Origin of the sequence: Streptomyces sp. NPDC013457, from assembly GCF_043089925.1 — a bacterium.
Lineage (GTDB): Bacteria > Actinomycetota > Actinomycetes > Streptomycetales > Streptomycetaceae > Streptomyces.
In genome coordinates, this window is record NZ_JBICBL010000008.1 from 368,894 (window position 1) to 388,657 (window position 19,764).

18 protein-coding genes are annotated in these 19,764 nt (G+C 71.1%); 8 read left to right on the forward strand and 10 right to left on the reverse strand.

What is annotated here, in order from left to right; genetic code table 11:
- Nucleotides 1-11: 11 nt before the first annotated feature.
- A complete protein-coding gene (locus tag ACF1G2_RS23495) occupies nucleotides 12-836 on the reverse strand; it encodes a maleylpyruvate isomerase family mycothiol-dependent enzyme (protein ID WP_383224201.1) in 825 nt (274 codons plus the stop codon).
- A 179-nt stretch (nucleotides 837-1,015) separates the two neighbouring features.
- On the opposite strand from ACF1G2_RS23495, the gene ACF1G2_RS23500 reads away from it, so the two are divergent.
- A complete protein-coding gene (locus ACF1G2_RS23500) occupies nucleotides 1,016-1,789 on the forward strand; it encodes a carbon-nitrogen family hydrolase (RefSeq protein ID WP_391800110.1) in 774 nt (257 codons plus the stop codon).
- Between the two features lie 85 nt (nucleotides 1,790-1,874).
- Here ACF1G2_RS23500 and ACF1G2_RS23505 read toward each other — a convergent pair whose 3' ends face one another.
- Complete coding sequence (locus tag ACF1G2_RS23505; protein ID WP_391800111.1) at nucleotides 1,875-2,360, reverse strand: LURP-one-related/scramblase family protein; 486 nt, start codon at nucleotides 2,358-2,360, stop codon at nucleotides 1,875-1,877.
- A 185-nt stretch (nucleotides 2,361-2,545) separates the two neighbouring features.
- Here ACF1G2_RS23505 and ACF1G2_RS23510 point away from each other — a divergent pair, with 185 nt between their 5' ends.
- Nucleotides 2,546-4,360, forward strand: coding sequence for an NHL domain-containing thioredoxin family protein (locus tag ACF1G2_RS23510; protein ID WP_391800112.1), 1,815 nt, complete (start codon nucleotides 2,546-2,548; stop codon nucleotides 4,358-4,360).
- Here the strand turns inward: ACF1G2_RS23510 and ACF1G2_RS23515 are convergent.
- The 4 genes from ACF1G2_RS23515 to ACF1G2_RS23530 form a co-directional block, all read right to left on the reverse strand.
- The gene (locus tag ACF1G2_RS23515; protein WP_391800113.1) at nucleotides 4,357-4,701 is read right to left on the reverse strand and encodes a hypothetical protein; all 345 of its coding nucleotides are present in this window, start codon (nucleotides 4,699-4,701) and stop codon (nucleotides 4,357-4,359) included. The two genes, ACF1G2_RS23510 and ACF1G2_RS23515, sit on opposite strands and share 4 nt — an antisense overlap.
- Before the next feature lie 58 nt (nucleotides 4,702-4,759).
- Nucleotides 4,760-4,984 carry a DUF6458 family protein gene (locus ACF1G2_RS23520; RefSeq protein WP_391800114.1) on the reverse strand — a complete coding sequence of 75 codons (225 nt, stop codon included), beginning with the start codon at nucleotides 4,982-4,984 and terminating at the stop codon, nucleotides 4,760-4,762.
- A gap of 54 nt (nucleotides 4,985-5,038) precedes the next feature.
- Nucleotides 5,039-6,328 carry a M18 family aminopeptidase gene (locus tag ACF1G2_RS23525; protein WP_391800115.1) on the reverse strand — a complete coding sequence of 430 codons (1,290 nt, stop codon included), beginning with the start codon at nucleotides 6,326-6,328 and terminating at the stop codon, nucleotides 5,039-5,041.
- A 108-nt stretch (nucleotides 6,329-6,436) separates the two neighbouring features.
- Nucleotides 6,437-8,266, reverse strand: coding sequence for an acyl-CoA dehydrogenase (locus tag ACF1G2_RS23530; protein ID WP_391800116.1), 1,830 nt, complete (start codon nucleotides 8,264-8,266; stop codon nucleotides 6,437-6,439).
- A 180-nt stretch (nucleotides 8,267-8,446) separates the two neighbouring features.
- Here ACF1G2_RS23530 and ACF1G2_RS23535 point away from each other — a divergent pair, with 180 nt between their 5' ends.
- From ACF1G2_RS23535 to ACF1G2_RS23545, 3 genes are all read left to right on the forward strand, one after another.
- Nucleotides 8,447-8,950: an SseB family protein gene (locus ACF1G2_RS23535; RefSeq protein ID WP_391800117.1), complete on the forward strand. Its 504-nt coding sequence runs from the start codon at nucleotides 8,447-8,449 to the stop codon at nucleotides 8,948-8,950.
- A 114-nt stretch (nucleotides 8,951-9,064) separates the two neighbouring features.
- Entirely contained in the window at nucleotides 9,065-10,027 is a 963-nt protein-coding gene (locus ACF1G2_RS23540; RefSeq protein ID WP_391800118.1) for a pirin family protein, read from the forward strand.
- Nucleotides 10,028-10,210: 183 nt separating this feature from the next.
- Entirely contained in the window at nucleotides 10,211-11,281 is a 1,071-nt protein-coding gene (locus ACF1G2_RS23545) for an AI-2E family transporter (RefSeq protein WP_391800119.1), read from the forward strand.
- A 56-nt stretch (nucleotides 11,282-11,337) separates the two neighbouring features.
- Here ACF1G2_RS23545 and ACF1G2_RS23550 read toward each other — a convergent pair whose 3' ends face one another.
- Both ACF1G2_RS23550 and ACF1G2_RS23555 read right to left on the reverse strand, forming a co-directional pair.
- On the reverse strand, nucleotides 11,338-12,156 hold the full coding sequence (locus tag ACF1G2_RS23550; protein ID WP_391800120.1) for an MBL fold metallo-hydrolase: 819 nt from the start codon (nucleotides 12,154-12,156) through the stop codon (nucleotides 11,338-11,340).
- Nucleotides 12,157-12,504: 348 nt separating this feature from the next.
- Nucleotides 12,505-14,859 (reverse strand): SpoIIE family protein phosphatase, encoded by a 2,355-nt coding sequence (locus ACF1G2_RS23555; RefSeq protein ID WP_391800121.1) that lies wholly within the window; start codon nucleotides 14,857-14,859, stop codon nucleotides 12,505-12,507.
- Between the two features lie 158 nt (nucleotides 14,860-15,017).
- Here ACF1G2_RS23555 and aspS point away from each other — a divergent pair, with 158 nt between their 5' ends.
- Nucleotides 15,018-16,847 carry an aspartate--tRNA ligase gene (gene aspS, locus ACF1G2_RS23560; RefSeq protein WP_391800122.1) on the forward strand — a complete coding sequence of 610 codons (1,830 nt, stop codon included), beginning with the start codon at nucleotides 15,018-15,020 and terminating at the stop codon, nucleotides 16,845-16,847.
- A 55-nt stretch (nucleotides 16,848-16,902) separates the two neighbouring features.
- On the opposite strand, the gene ACF1G2_RS23565 is transcribed toward aspS, so the two are convergent.
- Nucleotides 16,903-17,775: a helix-turn-helix domain-containing protein gene (locus ACF1G2_RS23565; protein WP_391800123.1), complete on the reverse strand. Its 873-nt coding sequence runs from the start codon at nucleotides 17,773-17,775 to the stop codon at nucleotides 16,903-16,905.
- Nucleotides 17,776-18,066: 291 nt separating this feature from the next.
- The gene (locus ACF1G2_RS23570; protein WP_391800124.1) at nucleotides 18,067-18,495 is read right to left on the reverse strand and encodes an ATP-binding protein; all 429 of its coding nucleotides are present in this window, start codon (nucleotides 18,493-18,495) and stop codon (nucleotides 18,067-18,069) included.
- A gap of 154 nt (nucleotides 18,496-18,649) precedes the next feature.
- Here ACF1G2_RS23570 and ACF1G2_RS23575 point away from each other — a divergent pair, with 154 nt between their 5' ends.
- Nucleotides 18,650-19,525 (forward strand): helix-turn-helix domain-containing protein, encoded by an 876-nt coding sequence (locus ACF1G2_RS23575; RefSeq protein WP_391800125.1) that lies wholly within the window; start codon nucleotides 18,650-18,652, stop codon nucleotides 19,523-19,525.
- The gene (locus tag ACF1G2_RS23580) at nucleotides 19,522-19,731 is read left to right on the forward strand and encodes a DUF397 domain-containing protein (RefSeq protein ID WP_391800126.1); all 210 of its coding nucleotides are present in this window, start codon (nucleotides 19,522-19,524) and stop codon (nucleotides 19,729-19,731) included. Before ACF1G2_RS23575 ends, ACF1G2_RS23580 begins: the two co-directional genes overlap by 4 nt.
- Nucleotides 19,732-19,764: the final 33 nt, after the last annotated feature.

Genomic DNA, 19,764 nt, shown 5'->3' on the forward strand with positions numbered 1-19,764 from the left:
CCCGGACGCCGTCAGGGAGTGACGGCGAAGTTGTCCAGGATGGCCTGCGCCAGGTCCGTGTCGCCCTCGATCTTGATCCGGTCGGCGACCGCCGCCGGACGGACCCGGCCACAGGCCAGCCGTACGTACGTCTCCCAGTCCAGCGCCAGCGTCACCGCCGGACCCAGCGACGGGGCCCCGTCGACCGAGCCGCGACCCTCCGCGTCGACCCGTACCGTCCGCAGGAACTCCACCGGGCCGTGCACGTCCACCACGACCGCCGAGTTCGGGGGCGCGCCCGCGTCCTTCGCGACGACCTTCGGCAGCGCGGCGAGCAGGTTGTCCCGGGTCACCAGCGCGCCGGGGGAGTCCAGGTTGCCCGGCTTCCCGAGGGCGATCCGCAGGTCCTGCTCGTGCACCCAGACGTCGAAGGCCCGCATCCGGTACGCCACTTCGAGGGTCTGCTCGGCGCCCAGCGGGGCGCGGATCAGATGGTCCGGCTGCCGGTTCTCGTTGCGCAGCTGACGGGCGCGGCGGATCAGGATGTACTCCAGCTCCGAGGTCATCTCGGGGCCCGTGTGGTGCCGCCGCACGTCGACCTGCATCTCCATGTAGCGCGCGAACTCACTGCGTACGTGGTACAGATCGCGGGGCAGGGAGTGGATGGGGCGCGGATCGCCGAGCATCTCGCACTCCAGGCCGATCACATGGGACACGATGTCGCGCACCGACCAGCCCGGGCACGGTGTCGCGCGGTTCCACTCGCCTTCCACGAGCGGCTGCACCAGCTCGGATATCGCTTCGATGGAGTGGGTCCAGGCGTCGGCGTAGGTCTGAAGGCTGGGATGGACGGTCACGGGACCCCTCGGCGGTTCTGCGGTGCACGGGCTGACGATCGAGCGGACAGGCGGGCTGGAGACAAGACTGCGTGGGAGGCTCGGACGCTAAGTTACGCTGCCCGAAGGCACCCCGGCAGTGCTTTCGTGTGACGATCGTAGGCCCGTGTTGACGGCTCGAATGCCAGGACGGTGGTAGTGTGCGCGCCTCGCTGATCCAGATCGCAGTAGACCCGGACGAACCGGTCGTTTCGCGCCGTGCGCGGGTGGCGGAGCTGGTGCGCGCAGAGCGCGGCGCCGCGGATCTCGTCGTCCTGCCGGAGCTGTGGCCGATGGGAGCGTTCGCGTACGAGTCCTTCGCGGCGGAGTCCGAACCGCTGCGCGGCCCCACGTACGAGGCGATGGCGGCGGCCGCCCGGGACGCGGGCGTCTGGCTGCACGCCGGATCGATCGTCGAGGCGGCGGAGGGGGCGCTCTTCAACACCTCGCTCGTCCTCTCCCCCTCGGGGGACCTCGTCGCCTGCTACCGGAAGATCCACCGCTTCGGCTTCGACAAGGGCGAGGCCGTGATGATGGCGGCGGGGGACGAACTGGTGACGGTCGACCTGCCGGAGCTGACGATCGGCGTCGGCACCTGCTACGACCTGCGCTTCCCCGAGCTGTTCCGGGGCCTGGTCGACGCGGGCGCCCAGGCCTTCGTCGTACCGGCCGGCTGGCCGGCCCGCCGCCGCGCCCACTGGACGCTGCTCGCGCAGGCGCGGGCGGTGGAGAACCAGGCGTACGTGCTGGCCTGCGGCACCGCCGGCACCCACGCGGGCGTGGAGCAGGCCGGTCACTCGATCGTCGTGGACCCGTGGGGCGAGGTCCTCGCCGAGGCGGGCCCGGGCGAGGAGATCCTGCGGGTGGAGCTGGACGCGGAACGGGTGACCACGACGAGGGAGCAGTTCCCGGCGCTGAAGGACCGGGTGCTGTAGGACCGGCTGCTGTAGGACCGGGTTCTGCGGGACTGGGTTCTGCGGGGAGGGCGCACGGGCGCGGTGCACCCCACCAGGCGCGCCCCTAGTCCTCCCGTTCCGCCATCCGGATCACGCACACGGCGACCGCGATGAGCAGCGGGGCGTCGGCGTTCTCGCGGACGACGTTCACGGCATAGGTGTCCCGGACGTGGAACCACTGCCGGGAGATGTGGGCGAGGAGTTCACCGTCGTACTCGACCGTGAACTCCCGTTCCAGGATCCGCCCGCTGACGTCCAGTTCGGTGCCCTCGACGAGCGTGACCCGGTAGTGGTTGCGGAGCAGGGAGAGCCGCTTCCTGCGGATGGTGGCGAGCGGCCGGTCGTCCCGCTCGATCGTCATCGCGTCCCGCAGGCTGAACATCTTCTGCCGCAGCGTGACCAGGACATGCCCGGTGGGATCCTTCAGCTCCAGCGTGTCGCGCAGCCGCAGGGCCTTGCCGTCGACCAGGAAGGCATGGCGGCCGCGCTCGTCCTCGATCCAGTAGTCGTCACCGACGGCGAAGATTCTGTCCCGTACGAGATATTTCATACCGAGACGCGTTCCCCGCCGGATCGCGGTTCACTCCGCGATCCGGCGGCGTCAGCCCGTCATCCCGACCCGGCGCGTCAGCGAGTGACCGACACGTCCCAGGGCTTCTCGCGGCCGCCGGGCCCGTCTGTGGGCCCTGACGTACGGGTCATCCGCCGTTCACAGCCGGATGGCAAGCTTGAAGGATGAACGATGCTGCCCCGGCGCCCACCCCCGCGCCCGCACCCCGCAAGCGTGCCCGCGTCCGTGCCCCCGAGCTGATCGGCAAGGGCGGCTGGATCAACACCGGCGGGAAGGAACTGAAGCTCGCCGACTTCCGAGGTCGCACATTGATCCTCGATTTCTGGACCTTCTGCTGCATCAACTGCCTGCACGTCCTCGACGAGCTCCGTGACCTGGAGGAGAAGCACCGCGACACGCTCGTGATCGTCGGTGTGCACTCGCCGAAGTTCGTTCACGAGGCCGAGCACCAGGCCGTCGTCGACGCCGTCGAGCGGTACGAGGTGCACCACCCCGTCCTCGACGACCCCGAGCTCGCGACCTGGAAGCAGTACGCCGTACGCGCCTGGCCGACGCTCGTCGTCATCGACCCCGAGGGGTACGTCGTCGCCCAGCACGCGGGTGAGGGGCACGCGAACGCGATCCGGACGCTCGTCGAGGAGCTGGAGGCCGAGCACGAGGCCAAGGGCACGCTGCGGCGCGGGGACGGACCGTACGTCCCGCCGGAGCCGGTCGCGACCGACCTGCGCTTCCCCGGCAAGGCCGTCCTCCTCCCCACCGGCAACTTCCTCGTCTCCGACACCACCCGCCACCAGCTCGTCGAGCTGGAGCCGGACGGCGAGACCGTGGTGCGGCGCATCGGGGACGGGGAGTTCCGTGAGCCGCAGGGGCTCACCGTGCTCCCCGACGGCAAGGTCGTCGTCGCCGACACCGTGCACCACGCGCTGCGCATGTACGACCCCGCCACCGGCGTGATCGAGCGGATCGCTGGCACCGGCACGCAGTGGTGGCAGGGCTCGCCGACCTCCGGCCCGGCCCTCGACGTGGACCTCTCCTCGCCGTGGGACGTGGCCTGGTGGCAGGGCAAGGTCTGGATCGCGATGGCCGGTGTCCACCAGCTGTGGACGTACGACCCGGAGACGCGGACCGTCGCGGTCGCGGCCGGTACGACGAACGAGGGGCTCGTCGACGGGCCGGCCGCCGAGGCCTGGTTCGCGCAGCCCTCCGGGCTCGCCGCCACCGAGGACCGGCTGTGGATCGCCGACTCCGAGACGAGCGCCCTGCGCTGGATCGACACCGAGAGCGTCGTCCACACGGCCGTCGGCACCGGACTCTTCGACTTCGGCCACCGCGACGGCGACGCCGGCCAGGCGCTGCTCCAGCACCCGCTCGGCGTGACCGCCCTGCCCGACGGCTCGGTCGCGGTCTCCGACACGTACAACCACGCCCTGCGCCGCTTCGACCCGGCGTCCGGCGAGGTGACGACGCTGGCGACCGACCTGCGCGAACCGAGCGACGCCGTGCTCGTCGGCGACGAGATCGTGGTCGTCGAGTCGGCCCGGCACCGGCTGACCCGGCTGCGGCTGCCCGAGGAGGCGGTCCAGGTCGAGGCGGTCGCCCACCGCACGCAGCGCGAGGCCACCGAGGTCGCGCCGGGCCGGCTCCGGCTCGACGTGGTCTTCCAGGCGCCGACGGGCCAGAAGCTCGACGAGCGCTACGGCCCCTCCACCCGGCTCCTGGTCTCCTCGACCCCGCCGGAGCTGCTGCTCGGCGGCTCGGGCACGGGCACGGACCTGTTCCGGGAGCTCGACCTCGACCCGGAGGTCACCGAGGGCGTCCTGCACGTCTCAGCGATGGCCGCGTCCTGCGACGACGATCCGGCCAACGAGTACCCGGCCTGCCATGTGCACCAGCAGGACTGGGGCGTCCCGGTGAAGGTGACGCCCGAGGGCGCCGCCCGCCTCCCGCTCATCCTGGCGGGCATGGACGCCACCGACTAGCGCACCAGCCCCTGGTTCTGCGACGGCCGGCCGGCCGCGCCGTCCAGGCAGCCGGTGACCCAGGCGGCCGGGTCGTGCACGGCCCGGCCGCCGCCCATGCCCATGCGTTCCATCTGCGCGCATTCGCCCGACAGCATGGCCCGGCTGCGCTCCCCGGTCGGGTCCGCCTTCCGGATCCGGACGGCCTGCAGATATCCGCCCTCGTAGGCGATGTCGGTGCCCCAGGGCGGGCGTTCGTTGTACCGCGCGATGCCGTAGCCCGCCACGGCCGTGCCGACGAGCACGGCCGTGATGAGGCAGGCGACGAACTTCCCCGGGGGCGGGCCCTCATGACGATCCATGAGATCCGACGGTGCCGGAGGCCGCCTTTCCCGGATGTTTCGTCGCTCCCGGATCCGCTCAGAAGCCCTGGTCGCGCCGTTCCTCCACGACCGTGGGGGCGGCCGGGGGGACGACGACCCGCCGGCGCCGCGCGATGCTGGTGAAGGTCGCGACACCGATGAGACCGACCGCCATCATGATCAGTCCCACCAGGTCGAGGTTGACGCCGTCGAGCTCCCAGTCCGTGGCGAACGTGAGGATCGCGCCCACGGCTATGAGAATGATGCAGCCTCCCAGGCCCATGAATCCCGCCTCCCTAGTGGGGTAGTTGGGATCGGGTACCCGGGTATCCGCGCGCTACCCCTCCAGGAACGCGACGAGCGCGTTCGCCAGGAGGTAGGGGTCCTCCGAGCCGCACAGCTCGCGGGCGCTGTGCATCGACAGGCAGGCCACGCCGATGTCGACCGTGCTGATGCCGTGACGGGCCGCCGTGATCGGTCCGATGGTCGTGCCGCAGGGCATGTCGTTGTTGGAGACGAAGGTCTGCCACGGCACGCCCGCCTTCTCGCAGGCCGCGGCGAACACCGCCCGCCCGCTTCCGTCGGTGGCGTACCGCTGGTTGACGTTCACCTTCAGGATCGGGCCGCCGTTGGGGCGCGGGTGGTGCGTCGGGTCGTGGCGCTCCGCGTAGTTGGGGTGGACCGCGTGGCCGACGTCGGAGGAGAGGCAGATCGATCCCGCGAAGGCGCGGGCGCGGTCCTCGTAGGCGCCGCCGCGGGCGTAGACCGAGCGCTCCAGGACGTTGCCGAGGAGCGGGCCCTGCGCGCCGGTGTCGGCCTCGGAGCCGTTCTCCTCGTGGTCGAAGGCGGCGAGGACGGGGATGTACGGGAGGTCGGCGCGGCCCGCGACGGCGGCGAGCGCCGCCACGCCGGCGTGGACGGAGATCAGGTTGTCCATGCGCGGCCCGGCGAGGAGTTCGCGGTCGCGGCCGAGGTAGGAGGGGGCCTCGATCGCGTGGACCATCAGGTCCCAGCCGGCGACGTCCTCCGCGTCGACGCCCGCCTCCTGGGCCACGAAGCGGATCAGGTCGCCCTCGTGCACCTCGCCGAGGCCCCAGATCGGCTGCATGTGGCGCTGCCGTTCGAGCTTGAGGCCCTCGTTGGCCTGCCGGTCGAGGTGGATCGCGAGCTGCGGGACGCGCAGCACCGCGCGGTCCACGTTGACCAGGTGGTGGCTGCCGTCCCGCAGGGTCAGACGGCCCGCGAGGCCGAGGTCGCGGTCGAGCCAGGTGTTGAGCAGCGTCCCGCCGTAGATCTCGACGGCGACCTGGCGCCAGCCCCGCGCGCCCATGTCGGGCTGCGGCTTGACGCGCAGGTTGGGGGAGTCGGTGTGCGCGCCGACGATCCGGTACGGGGTGTGGGCGGTGGCGCCCTCCGGTACGAACCAGGCGATGAGCGCGCCGCCGCGGATCACGTACTTCCCGCCGGTCGTCCCGTCCCAGGCGGCGGTCTCCTCGACCTGTCGGAAGCCGGCCTTCTCAAGCCGCTCGGCGGCGTTCGCCACGGCGTGGTACGGCGACGGGGAGGCCGCCAGGAAGGTCATGAGGTCGTCGGTGTGGCCGCGGTCGAAGCGGGCGGTGCTCGTCATGGGTTCACCTTACGCACGCCCCGGAATGCGGCGCCGGGACCCCGAAAGACGGAACGGCCCGCTCCCCTCCCCGGGAGCGAGCCGTTCCTCGATGAACGAGATGCGTTGCTAGAACGCGGCCTCGTCCAGGTCCATCAGCGAGCCGTCGACGGCCTCGGCCAGCGCGCGCTCGGCGCCGACGCCCGGCAGGACGTTGGCGGCGAAGAACTTCGCGGCCGCGATCTTGCCGGCGTAGAAGGCCTGGTCCTTGGCGGAGGCGCCGGCGGCCAGCTTCTCGGCGGCGACGGCCGCACCCTTCAGCAGCAGGTAGCCGACGACCACGTCGCCGGAGGCCATCAGCAGGCGGGTGGTGTTGAGGCCGACCTTGTAGATGTTCTTGACGTCTTCGCCGGTCGCGGTGAGGTCGGTGAGCATCGTGCCGACGATGCCCTCCAGGTCCACGGCCGCCTTGGCGAGTGCGTCGCGGGCGCCGGCCAGCTCCTCGCCGCCGGTGCCGACCGCGAGGAACTTCTTGATCTCCTCGGCCAGCGCGTTCAGGGACGCGCCCTGGTCGCGGACGATCTTGCGGAAGAAGAAGTCCTGGCCCTGGATGGCCGTGGTGCCCTCGTAGAGGGTGTCGATCTTGGCGTCCCGGATGTACTGCTCGATCGGGTACTCCTGCAGGAAGCCGGAGCCGCCGAAGGTCTGGAGCGACTGCGCGAGCTGCTCGTAGCCCTTCTCGGAGCCGTAGCCCTTCACGATCGGCAGCAGCAGGTCGTTCAGGCCGATGAGCGCCTTCGCGTCCTCGCCCGCGGCCTCCTTGAGCTGGATCTCGTCCTGCACGGTGGCCGTGTAGAGGACGAGGGAGCGCATGCCCTCCGCGTACGCCTTCTGCGTCATCAGCGAGCGGCGGACGTCGGGGTGGTGCGTGATGGTGACCTTGGGCGCGGCCTTGTCCATGAAGTTCGCCAGGTCGGTGCCCTGGACGCGCTCCTTGGCGTACTCCAGGGCGTTGAGGTAGCCCGTGGAGAGGGTGGAGATCGCCTTCGTGCCGACCATCATGCGGGCGAACTCGATGATGAGGAACATCTGGCGGATGCCGTCGTGCTTGTCGCCGATCAGCCAGCCCTTGGCGGGGTGCTGGTCGCCGAAGGTCATCTCGCACGTGTTGGAGGCCTTGAGGCCCATCTTGTGCTCGACGTTCGTGGCGTAGACGCCGTTGCGCTCGCCCAGCTCGCCGGTCTCCCAGTCGAAGTGGTACTTCGGCACGAGGAAGAGGGAGAGGCCCTTGGTGCCGGGGCCGGCACCCTCGGGGCGGGCGAGGACGTAGTGGAGGATGTTCTCCTCCATGTCGTGCTCACCGGAGGTGATGAAGCGCTTCACGCCCTCGATGTGCCAGGAGCCGTCCTCCTGCTGGACCGCCTTGGTGCGGCCGGCGCCGACGTCCGAACCGGCGTCGGGCTCGGTCAGGACCATCGTGGAGCCCCACTGGCGCTCGACCGCGATCTGCGCGACCTTCTTCTGCGCCTCGTTGCCCTCGTTGAAGAGGATGCCGGCGAAGGCCGGGCCGGAGGAGTACATCCACACGGCCGGGTTCGCGCCGAGGACCAGCTCCGCGTAGGCCCAGATCAGGGAGCGCGGGGAGGTGGTGCCGCCGATCTCCTCGGGCAGGCCCAGGCGCCAGTACTCGGAGTCCATGAAGGCCTTGTAGGACTTCTTGAAGCTGGCCGGGACCGGGGCGGTGTTCGTCTCGGGGTCGAAGACCGGCGGGTTGCGGTCGGCGTCGGCGAAGGACTCCGCGAGCTCGTTCTCGGAGAGGCGGGTCAGCTCCTCCAGGACGCTCTTGGCGGTCTCGACGTCCATCTCCTCGAACGGACCGGTGCCGTACACCTTGTCGCGACCGAGCACCTCGAAGAGGTTGAACTCGATGTCGCGGAGATTCGACTTGTAGTGCCCCATGGCGACGGCTCCGTAAGGATCGGGGAGGCAGGTTCCTCGTACACGTACCAGCGAGTAGCGCAATGCTCTCTCCGATGATGCTACCCGCCGGTAATAAGAAGCAACCCCTATCCGGTCATCTGTGACGACAATCGCTCGGGGCGGACCGTGTACTCACCGGGAACCACTAGGCTCGGGACCATGTACGGCTACGAGCAGAACCCGGGTGCCCAGCAGCAGTACGCCCCGCCGCCGCAGCAGCCGATGGCGGGCGGAATGGCGGGCGGGATGCCGGGCATGCAGGGCGCCCCGTACGGTCAGCAGCCGCCGCTGTACCCCGAGCCCTCGCCGCCCTCTCTCGCCGACGCCGTGCGGGCCTTCACGACCGGGTCGCTCGCGGCCGAGGACTTCCAGCAGATCTTCGCGACCTCGAAGGTCTACTGCCCCCGCGGCGACAACCCCGGCTTCCTGGCCCTGCACAACACCCAGCAGCCGGTCATCCCGATGTTCACGTCGCTCAAGGAGCTGCGGCGATACGCGGGCAAGGAGTCGAAGTACTTCGTGATCACCGGCGCCGAGGTGATCGACCTCCTCCCGACCGGGTACGGCTTCGTCCTCGACATGGAGGGTGACCACCGGATGGTCTTCGACGCGAAGGCCGTCGAGCAGATGGTCGACTTCGCGATGCGGCGGATGTACGGCTGACGCAGGCTGGACACGTGGGAGAACGCCCGGGAGGAATTCCTCCCGGGCGTTCCGCGTTCCGGGTGGCAGGAAGTTCATTGTTCAACTAAACTGGTCGCACAAGGAGGTCCCGCCATGCCCGCTGTGACTGTCGAGAACCCGCTCACCCTGCCGCGCGTCGCCGCCCCGGCCGACGCCGTCTCCCGCCCCGTGCTCGCCGTGACCACGGCTCCGTCCGGATTCGAGGGCGAGGGCTTCCCGGTGCGCCGCGCGTTCGCCGGGATCAACTACCAGTACCTCGACCCGTTCATCATGATGGACCAGATGGGGGAGGTGGAGTACGCCCCCGGAGAGCCCAAGGGCACCCCGTGGCACCCCCACCGCGGCTTCGAGACCGTCACGTACATCATCGACGGCACCTTCGACCACCAGGACTCCAACGGCGGTGGCGGCACCATCACCAACGGCGACACCCAGTGGATGACCGCCGGCTCCGGGCTGCTCCACATCGAGGCCCCGCCGGAGTCCCTCGTCGTCAGCGGCGGGCTCTTCCACGGCCTCCAGCTGTGGGTGAACCTGCCCGCGTCCGACAAGATGATGGCCCCGCGCTACCAGGACATCCGCGGCGGCCAGGTGCAGCTGCTCACCTCCCCCGACGGCGGCGCGCTGATCCGCGTCATCGCGGGCGAGCTCGACGGCCACGCCGGACCGGGCATCACCCACACCCCGATCTCGATGATCCACGCGACGATCCGGCCGGGCGCCGAGGTGACCCTGCCGTGGCGCGAGGACTTCAACGGGCTCGTCTACGTCCTCGCGGGCAGCGGCTCCGTCGGTGCGGAGCGCAGGCCGGTCCACACGGGCCAGACGGCGGTCTTCGGCAAGGGCGACGCACTCACCGTCCGGGCCGACGAGAAGCAGGACGGGCACACGCCCGACCTGGAGGTCGTCGTCCTCGGCGGCCGGCCGATCCGTGAACCGATGGCGCACTACGGCCCGTTCGTCATGAACACCCAGGCCGAACTCCGCCAGGCCTTCGAGGACTTCCAGGCGGGCCGGCTCGGCACGATCCCGGCGGTCCACGGGATGGGCGAGTAACGGCGGTACGGGCGGGCAGGCTCGCCGGTACGGGGTCGGGTGCGACGCGCTCGGCCCCGTACGCGTGTGTGGGTGTGGGTGTGGGTGCGGGCGCGCTGCTGCTCCCGACCCGCTCTGACGGTGCGTCACTCGTCCGGACCGTAGCGCAGGACGCCATGCCGGGCGCCGTGGTCCGGTGGACGGGTGCAGACGCCGAGCCCCCGCCCCCTCCTCCCCGACGCCGCGCGGCGGGTCGCCGCCTGGTGCGTCGTCCTGCTGCTCGTCGCGGGGGTCGCCGCCGTGGGGATCTGGCTCTGCGTCGTCTTCCAGACGGCCGTCACGCCCGTCCTGCTCGCCATCCTCGGCACCGCGCTCCTCGGGCCGCTGTACCGGCGCCTGGTGAAGATGAGGGTGCAGAAGTCGCTGGCCGCCGGGCTCACCGTCCTCGCCGTCCTCGCCTTCGTCGGCGGCGCCACCTACATCGTGGTCGTCGCGCTCATCGAGACCGGCGACCAGATCGTCGCCTCGCTGCGGCAGGCCGCCGTCGACATCGCCGACCATCTGGGTGCGGCGGGGACCTCGATCGACGACCTCGCCAAGAACGCGAAGGCGCTCCTGGAGAAGTTCGGCGGGACCGCCGCGTCCGGAGTGATCTCGGGGCTGAGCGTCGTCGGACAGGTGGCCGCGATGGCCGTCCTCGCCCTGCTGTTGATCTTCTTCTTCCTCCGGGACTCCGACAAGGCCGCCGGCGCCCTGCGCTCCCTCGCACCCCGCTCGACCGGCGACACGATGGAGGCCATGGGCCGCCGCGCCTTCGAGGCCGTCGAGGGCTTCATGCGCGGGACGACCGTCGTCGCCCTCGTCGACGCGGTCCTGATCACCATCGGGCTGCTGATCCTGAGGGTGCCCGGCGCCGTCGGACTCGGCGCGCTGGTCTTCGTCACCGCCTACATCCCGTACCTCGGCGCCTTCCTCTCCGGGGCCGTCGCCGTCCTCGTCGCCCTCGCCGACCGGGGTTTCGTGATCGCGCTCTGGGTCCTGGGCGTCGTCCTGGCCGTGCAGGTCATCGAGGGAAACGTCCTCCAGCCCGTGATCCAGAGCAGGACCGTGCAGATGCACCCGGCCCTCGTCATGCTCGCCATCACGGCAGGCGCGTCCGTCGCCGGAATCCTGGGCATGCTGCTCGCCGTACCGTTGACGGCGGCGGCGTTCGGCGTGATCGGCGAGCTGCGCGGGCGGTACGGGCCCGGGGACGATGCCGTCCCCCGCGCCTGAGGGACTCGGCCCAGGCACCTGAGGGACTCAGGGCGAGGCACCCGTAACCCGGGGGCTCAGGTCGCGGCCGGCATGCCGCCCGGCTCGAAGGTCGCCAGCATCTGCTCCAGCGCGGCCTGGTCCGGGCCCACGAACGGCTCCACGTCCGTGGCCATCGTGATCGTCTCCAGCATCCTGCCGGTCATCCGTACGGCGGGCGGCAGATGGGTGGAGAGCACGATCTCCGGGTTCATCTCCCGCAGCGGCCGGATCGTCGCCCCGTACTTCGCCGGATCCACCATGTGCACCCACGGGCTGTCCACGGAGGCCCACAGCAGCTGTGCCTGCCGAAGCTCCTCGGGCTTGAGGTCGTTGGCGTGCCCGCTCTCGGCGAGCTCGGCGGTGGGCATCGGCCCGCCGAAGCAGTCGGAGCTGAAGCAGATCCGGGTCTTCTCGTCGTAGAAGCCGACCGTGGCGGGGTTGTCCCACAGCGGTGGCTTGAACGCGCGCAGCATGCGGTCGCCGACATCGAGCGACTGGCCGGGGTTCAGGAAGTACACGCGGTCCATCGGCAGCGGCCGTTCGGTCGACATGATCCCCGCGCCGATGAACGTGGTCACGACCTTCGCCCGGGGCGCGGCCACGAGCAGGTCGAAGATGCCGCCCGTGTGGTCGCGGTCGGGGTGCGTGAGCCAGATCCAGCGGACGTCCGCGGGTTCCACGACCGAGCCGAGCGCGTTGACGAAGTCCCGGTCGGATATCGAGACACCGGTGTCGACGACGACCGGTTCCGTGGCGGTGACGACGTAGGCGCTGACGGGGAGGTGGCCGATGCCCGGCACTTCGAGGCTGTCGGCGAGAACGGTGGTGTCGCTTCCGACCTTGTGGGTGTCCATGGGGTGCTCCGTGGTCCCCCCGGTGACGGCGGGCGTACGACACCAGTCTCCTCCGCGACGCTGCGGGGCGCGCGGCGCGGGGTACGGCCGTGCCCGGGCCGGGGGGTACGGCCGGGGTCCGGCCGCGGGGGTACGGCCGTGCCCGGGCCGGGGGGGTACGGCCGGGGTCTGGCCGGGGGGGTACGGCCGTGCCCGGGCCGCGGGGGTACGGCCGTGCCCGGGCCGGGGGGTACGGCGCGGGGTCCGGCCGCGGGGGTAAGGCCGGGGCCCGCCCTCCCCGGGGGGCAGGCCCCGGTCGTACCCCCGGGGCCGTGCCCCCCGGGTGTACGACCGGGGTCTGGCCGCGGGCTACCCGGAGCCGTCGCCTCGTTTCGACGGGGGCTCGTTCAGTTCGAACCAGATGGACTTGCCCTCGCCCCGCGGGTCCACGCCCCACGCGTCCGCCAGCATCTCCATCAGGACCAGGCCGCGGCCCGACGACGCCATCTCCCCCGGATGCCGCTTGTGCGGCAGCTCGTCGCTGCCGTCGGAGACCTCCACGCGCAGCCGGCGGGCCTCCCCCGTGCAGGTCACAGCGGCGACGAGGAGCGCGTCGCCGTCCGTGTGGATGAGGACGTTGGTGACCATCTCGGAGACCATGAGGACCGCCGAGTCGAGCTGCTCCTCGTCCGTCCAGTCGTGGAGCAGCTGCCGCACGTGCCGGCGGGCGGCGGCGATCCGCTCCGGCTCCGCCTGCGCGATGGTCATCATGGTGCGGCGCGGCGCCTCGCGGACGGCCGCGCCCTGGCGGGAGACGAGCAGGACGGCGATGTCGTCCTCGCGCCGGTCGGCGAGCGGTCCCGTGGTGTGGTGCGAGCCGGGCCCGTGGACGGCCTCGACCAGGCTGTCGGCGAGGTCCTCCAGGGAGTCCTCGGCGTGCCCTTCGAGGAGTGCGCGGATCCGCTCCCAGCCGCTGTCGAGGTCGTGGCCGCCGGTCTCCAGGAGCCCGTCGGTGCACATCATCAGGGTCTCGCCGGGCTCCAGGGTGAACCGGGTCGTCGGGTAGTCGGTGTCCGGGACGATGCCGAGGGGCAGGCCGCCGGCCGTGGGACGCAGCAGCACCGTTCCGTCGGTCATCCGGACCGCCGGGTCGGGGTGCCCGGCGCGGGCGATGTCCACGACACCGGTGACCGGGTCGATCTCCAGGTAGAGGCAGGTCGCGAAGCGCGGACCCACGTCCTGGGCTCGCCCGTTCGGAGAGACCCCGTTCGGTGACCGCCCGTCCCCGTCCGGGGAGACCCCGTCCGGGGCGACACCCCCGTACCGCGCGCTGCCCCGGTGCGGCGCGCCACCTCTGCCCGGCGCTGTCCCGTGGTGCGGCGCGCGGCGTCCGCCCGGCGCTGTCCCGTCGTGCGGCGCGAGGCGTCCGCCCCGTGGGCCACCGTTCGGGTGCCCTCCGGGGGTGCCCCCGCGGACGGCTCCGTCCACCGTCGCCTGGGCGGCATCCCCTTCGTCGGCCCCGTCGGTGATCCCGTACAGGAAGCGCGAGGCGCGGGAGAGGACGGCGTCGGGCGGGTGGCCCTCGGAGGCGTACGCGCGCAGGGCGATCCGGAGCTGTCCCATCAGTCCGGCCGCGCGCACGTCGTGGCCCTGGACGTCGCCGATGACGAGGGCGATCCGGCCGCCCGGCAGCTGGATCATGTCGTACCAGTCGCCGCCGACCTGGAGTCCGCCGCCGGTCGGTACGTACCGCGCGGCGACGTGCAGCCCCGGGATGCCGGGGCCGAGGACGGGCATCATCGTGCGCTGCAGGCCGAGCGACAGCTCGCGCTCGGACTCGGCGACCCCGGCGCGGGCGAGGGCCTGGGCGAGCATCCGGGCGACCGTGGTGAGGACGGAGCGCTCGTCGGGCGTGAAGGCGACGGGATGCTTGAAGGCGGCCATCCAGGCGCCCATCGTGCGCCCCGCGACGATCAGCGGGAGGTACGCCCAGGACTGCCGGCCGAACCGCTGCGCCAGCGGCCAGGTCACCGGGAAGCGGCGCAGGTACTCCTCCGGTGTCGGCAGGTAGATCGCCCGCCCGTTCCGTACGACCTCGGCCGCCGGGTAGTCGGTGTCCACCGACATCGAGGTGAAGGGGCCCTCGTCGCCCGCGTTGTGCCCGTGGTGGCCGATGATCGTCAGCCGTTCGCCGGCGACCCCGAAGACGGCGAGTCCGTCCGGCGAGAAGCCCGGCATGGAGAGGGAGGCGGCGACCCGCAGCACCTCGGCGGTCGACCGGGCTTCGGCGAGCGCCCGTCCCGCGTCGAGCAGGAAGGCCTCGCGCGAGCGGCGCCAGTCGCCGGTGACGGGCGTACGGGCGGCGGTGCCCGGCTGCGGTTCGGCGACCTCCTGGAGGGTGCCGACGAGTTCGTACTCGTCACCGTCGACGAGCGGCTTGGACCGGCTCCGTACCGTACGGATCACCCGTCCGTCGCCGTCCATGATCCGCAGCCGGGCCTCGGCGAGCGTCCCTTCGGCGACGGCGAGGTTCACGACCCCGTCGATCTCGTTCCAGTCGATGGGATGAAACCGGGAGCGTACGGCCGCTTCCGTGAGTTCGACCGGTTCGGCGGGCAGGCCGAGGAGCCGGGCGGCCTCGGCGTCGAGGGTGACGGTCCCGGAAGCGTTGTCCCAGCGCCACAGGCCGGTCGCGATCGCGGCCAGGACGTCCTCGGTGCGCATTGCCCTACTTTATGAATATCGGCCAGCAGGTCGCCACTGAGCGTATTCGAAATGCGATCTTGGGTCGCCCGGTAGGCTGGGACGGGTCTGCCGTCACGACCCGTCACGACGGCGCACACCCCTGATTCCCGTAGATCCCGAAGACTGGATGAACGACGATGCATCGGTACAGGTCCCACACCTGCGGCGAGCTCCGCGCCTCTGACGTCGGCACCGACGTCCGGCTGAGCGGCTGGCTGCACAATCGGCGCGACCTGGGCGGCATCCTCTTCATCGATCTGCGCGACCACTACGGCATCACGCAGCTCGTCGCCCGGCCCGGCACCGCCGCCGCCGAGGTGCTCGACAAGCTGACGAAGGAGACCGTCGTCCGCGTGGACGGCAAGGTCGTCTCGCGTGGCGCGGAGAACGTCAACCCGGAGCTCGCCACCGGCGAGATCGAGATCGAGGCCGCCACGGTCGAGGTCCTGGGCGCCGCCAAGCAGATCCCGTTCACCATCAACGCCGACGACGGCGTGAACGAGGAGCGGCGCCTGGAGTACCGCTTCCTCGACCTGCGCCGCGAGCGCATGCACCGCAACATCATGCTGCGCTCCGCCGTCATCGCCTCCATCCGCTCCAAGATGGTGGCCCTCGGCTTCAACGAGATGGCGACCCCGATCCTCGCCGCGACCTCCCCCGAGGGCGCCCGCGACTTCGTGGTCCCGTCCCGGCTGAACCCGGGCAAGTTCTACGCGCTGCCGCAGGCGCCGCAGCAGTTCAAGCAGCTGCTGATGATCTCCGGCTTCGACCGCTACTTCCAGATCGCGCCGTGCTTCCGCGACGAGGACGCCCGCGCGGACCGTTCGCCGGGCGAGTTCTACCAGCTCGACGTCGAGATGAGCTTCGTCGAGCAGGAGGACGTCTTCCAGCCGATCGAGAAGCTCATGACCGAGCTCTTCGAGGAGTTCGGCGGCGGACGCCACGTCACGTCCCCGTTCCCGCGGATCCCGTTCCGCGAGTCGATGCTGAAGTACGGCAACGACAAGCCGGACCTGCGGACCGCCCTCGAACTCGTCGACATCTCGGACGTCTTCGAGAACTCCGAGTTCAAGGCCTTCGCGGGCAAGCACGTGCGTGCCCTGGCCGTCCCGAACACGGGTGACCAGCCGCGCAAGTTCTTCGACGCGATGGGCGACTTCGCGGTCTCCCTCGGCGCGAAGGGCCTGGCCTGGGTCCGCGTCGGCGAAGGCAACGCCCTGACCGGCCCGATCGCCAAGTTCCTCACCGAGGAGAACGTCAAGGTCCTCACCGAGCGCCTCGGCCTGGAGCCTGGCCACGCGATCTTCTTCGGCGCGGGCGAGTTCGACGAGGTCTCCAAGATCATGGGCCCGGTCCGGGTCGAGGCCGCCAAGCGCGCCGGCCAGTTCGAGGAGAACGTCTTCCGCTTCGCGTGGATCGTCGACTTCCCGATGTACGAGCGGGACGAGGAGACCGGCAAGATCGACTTCTCGCACAACCCGTTCTCCATGCCGCAGGGCGGCCTTGAGGCCCTGGAGACGCAGGACCCGCTGGACGTCCTCGGCTGGCAGTACGACATCGTCTGCAACGGCATCGAGCTGTCCTCGGGCGCGATCCGGAACCACGAGCCCGAGATCATGTTCAAGGCCTTCGAGATCGCGGGCTACTCGAAGGAGACCGTGGAGCACGAGTTCGCGGGCATGCTCCGCGCGTTCGAGTACGGCGCCCCGCCGCACGGCGGCATCGCCCCGGGCGTGGACCGCATCGTGATGCTCCTGGCCGACGAGCCGAACATCCGCGAGACGATCGCCTTCCCGCTGAACGGCAACGCCCAGGACCTCCTGATGGGCGCCCCGACGGAGCTGGACGAGGCCCGCCTGAAGGAGCTGAACATCCAGCTCCGCAAGCCGGTCGAGACGAAGGCCGTGGACAAGCCCACCGCCGACCGCCCGGTCACGGACGCCGTCCACCCGGACGCGGCGCGGTAGCAACCACCGCTGAGCTTCGCCGAAGGGCCCGGATTCCTCACGGATTCCGGGCCCTTCAGCAAGTTCGGGACCCGGGGTGCTCGTCCGTGGCACGGCAACCGGCGCATGTGCCTGCTTCCGGGCCTCGGAAGGCGCGGTCGCAGTGGTCGCAGTTCTGCAGGGGGAGGTCGACGACCGGCGGATCCGGGCCGCGGAACGGCGGCAGGGGTGGGAGCTGGGCGGCGAGGCGGTGCGCGAGCAGCGCGGCCGGGCGGTGCAGGGGCTCTGGGGGCAGGCCGGAGGTCAGGGCGTGCCGGACGGCGTCCGGTGGCATCTGCCGTTCCAGCCAGGCGACCACCCCTGGCGCGAGGTGCTCGGCGTCCGTGGCGGAGAGCAGGAGTCGCGGATCCGCGCGGTGGAGGCCGGCGAGCACGTCGAGGGCGGTCCGGAGGAGGTCGGGGGCGGGGTACGCGGGCTGCGGTACGGCGGGGAGGACGCGGCGCGGGGGCTTGTCCGCTCGGCGCGCGGGCCGCTGGGGCTGGGGGTTCGGGTCGCCCGCGCCCTTGGTGTGGCCCGGCTGGTTGCAGGAGACCGTGCGGGTGACGATGCGGCCGCTGCTCGTGCGTTCGCACGTACGGCGCAGATAGCCGTGGGCTTCGAGCTCGCGCAGTGCGCCGGCGATCCGGGCCTTGCCCTCCGGGAAACGGGCGGCGAGGGACCGGATGTCGATGGCGGTGCCGCTGGGCAGGCTCTGGATGTGGACGGCAAGGCCGATGGCGAGCAGCGACAGCTCGGCGTGCTGGGCGAGGTGGTTGCCGATCACCGTGAAGCGAGTGGTGTGGCGGACGTTGTCGTGGATGACACCGCCGCAGGTTCGCCGCTGAGGGTGGTTCTTCCCGGCGTTACGGGACTGCGAGGGCGGGTGCACGCTAGTGTGCTGGGTATCCATCAGGAAGGTCTGACTTCCTCGCTGGTAGGCCCTCGCATCGGGATTCGCACTCCCGGCGGGGGCCGACGCATTTCTGCGGTCGGGTGATCTGTCGCGCTGAGCGTAGATCAGGCAACCTGCCCTGAAGCCAGTCAAGTTGGCATATTTCACCCGAGCGAGTGATCGTCCCGCCCTGGGCGGGAGGGGTGGGGCTTGGTGAGGGTTCTTTCTCTCTCGTCGTTGCTTGGGAAGGCCGCCGGCCCCACCGGAGCCCACACTCCCGGGCTCCGGTGGGTGAGTCGTTTTCGCAGGTCACAGGGTTTGTAGATCGAGTTCGGCCCATACGATCTTGCAGGGGACGGGCCCGAGGTCGACGCCCCAGCGATCGGCGAGGGCATCGACGAGGAGCAACCCGCGCCCGGACTCGCCTCCCGGCGCACGCAGTTGCGGGAGATCGCGGCCCCGGGTGTCCGTGACCTCGATACGGAGGGTGTCCTCTTGGGTGACGAGCGCGAGGCGGAAGTTCCGGCCGGCGACACGACCGTGCGTGGCGGCGTTCGCCGCGAGCTCCGCGACGACATGCTCGGCGGCCCCGACGACCCGACACGACAGCTCCCCCTCCGCCCGCAGCCACTCGACGGCGAGCAGGCGGGCGAGTCGCGCTCCGCGTGGCGTGGAGGACAGCAGGACACGGAAGTGACGTGACGGGGCGCGGAGTTGGGCGTACTTCTTCTGGTTCACGTGACCGAGCGTGGCGGCCCACGCCGACCGTGAACAGTGATGACGCCGATGCGTAGGGTGACTGTCCGGTGCTTGTCCACTGCTGTCCGGGCTGTCGGTGCCTCTGCGGCGGGTAGGGCCGTTGCGGCACGCAGGACGAGAGGAAGGGTGCGGCATGTCGGTGGATGACGGGGTGGGGCGGCTCAAGGGCGAGGCGGACGAGCCGGGCTGGGAGGTGGACCCGGACGACGACTGGGGTGTGGCCGTCGTCGCCACCGTGGGGCGGCAGTTGAGGCTGTGGCGGGAGGCGGCGGGGATGCGGGCCGGCGACTTCGGAGTCGCGGTGGGCTACGGCGAGGACATGATCTACAAGCTGGAGGGCGGGAAGCGCATCCCGCGCCCCGAGTTCCTCGACAGGGCGGACGAGGTGCTGAGGGCGGACGGCATGATCGCGGCGATGAAGGACGATGTGCGCAAGGTCCGGTACCCGAAGAAGGTCCGCGACCTGGCGAAGCTGGAGGCGGGTGCGGTCGAGCTCCAGCTCTACGACCCGCTCAACATCCACGGCCTGTTGCAGACGCCTGAGTACGCGCGCGGACTGCTGCTGATGCGGCGGCCGGCGTACACGCAGGACGAGGTGGAGCGGATGGTGGCCGGGCGCATGGCACGCAAGTCCGTGTTCGAACGGGACCCGGCACCTGAGCTCGGCTTCGTCCTGGAGGAGTGGACACTCCGACGCCCGTTGGGTGGCCGTGCGTTGCTGCGAGCACAGCTCGAACACCTTCTGGGCGTGGCGCATCTGCGGAGTGTGGAGCTTCAGGTGATGCCGATGGACCGAGAGGAGCACGCCGGGCTGGCCGGTGGCATCGAGGTGCTGAAGTTCGGGGACGGATCGGCGGTCGGCCGTTCCCCCGCCGTGTCCAACGGCCGACCGGTGACCGAGCGGAAGCAGCTCCGTATCCTTGAGCTGCGGTACGGCATCATCCGGGCCCAGGCTCTCACGCCCCGTGAGTCGACCGCCCTCATCGAGCGACTGCTGGGAGAGACATGATCCGCAACACCTCGGCCGGGGACGCCTCCGAACTGGCGTGGTTCAAGAGCAGCTACAGCAGCAGCAGCGAAGGCGACTCCTGCGTCGAGGTCGCCACGACCCCCGCCACCGTCCACGTCCGCGACTCCAAGTGCCTCAACGGCCCCCGACTCACCCTCACCCCGACCGCCTGGACGGGCTTCGTCGCGTACGCGTCGAGCGTCTGACGCGTCGCGGACCCCGGGTTGCGGGAGGGGCCG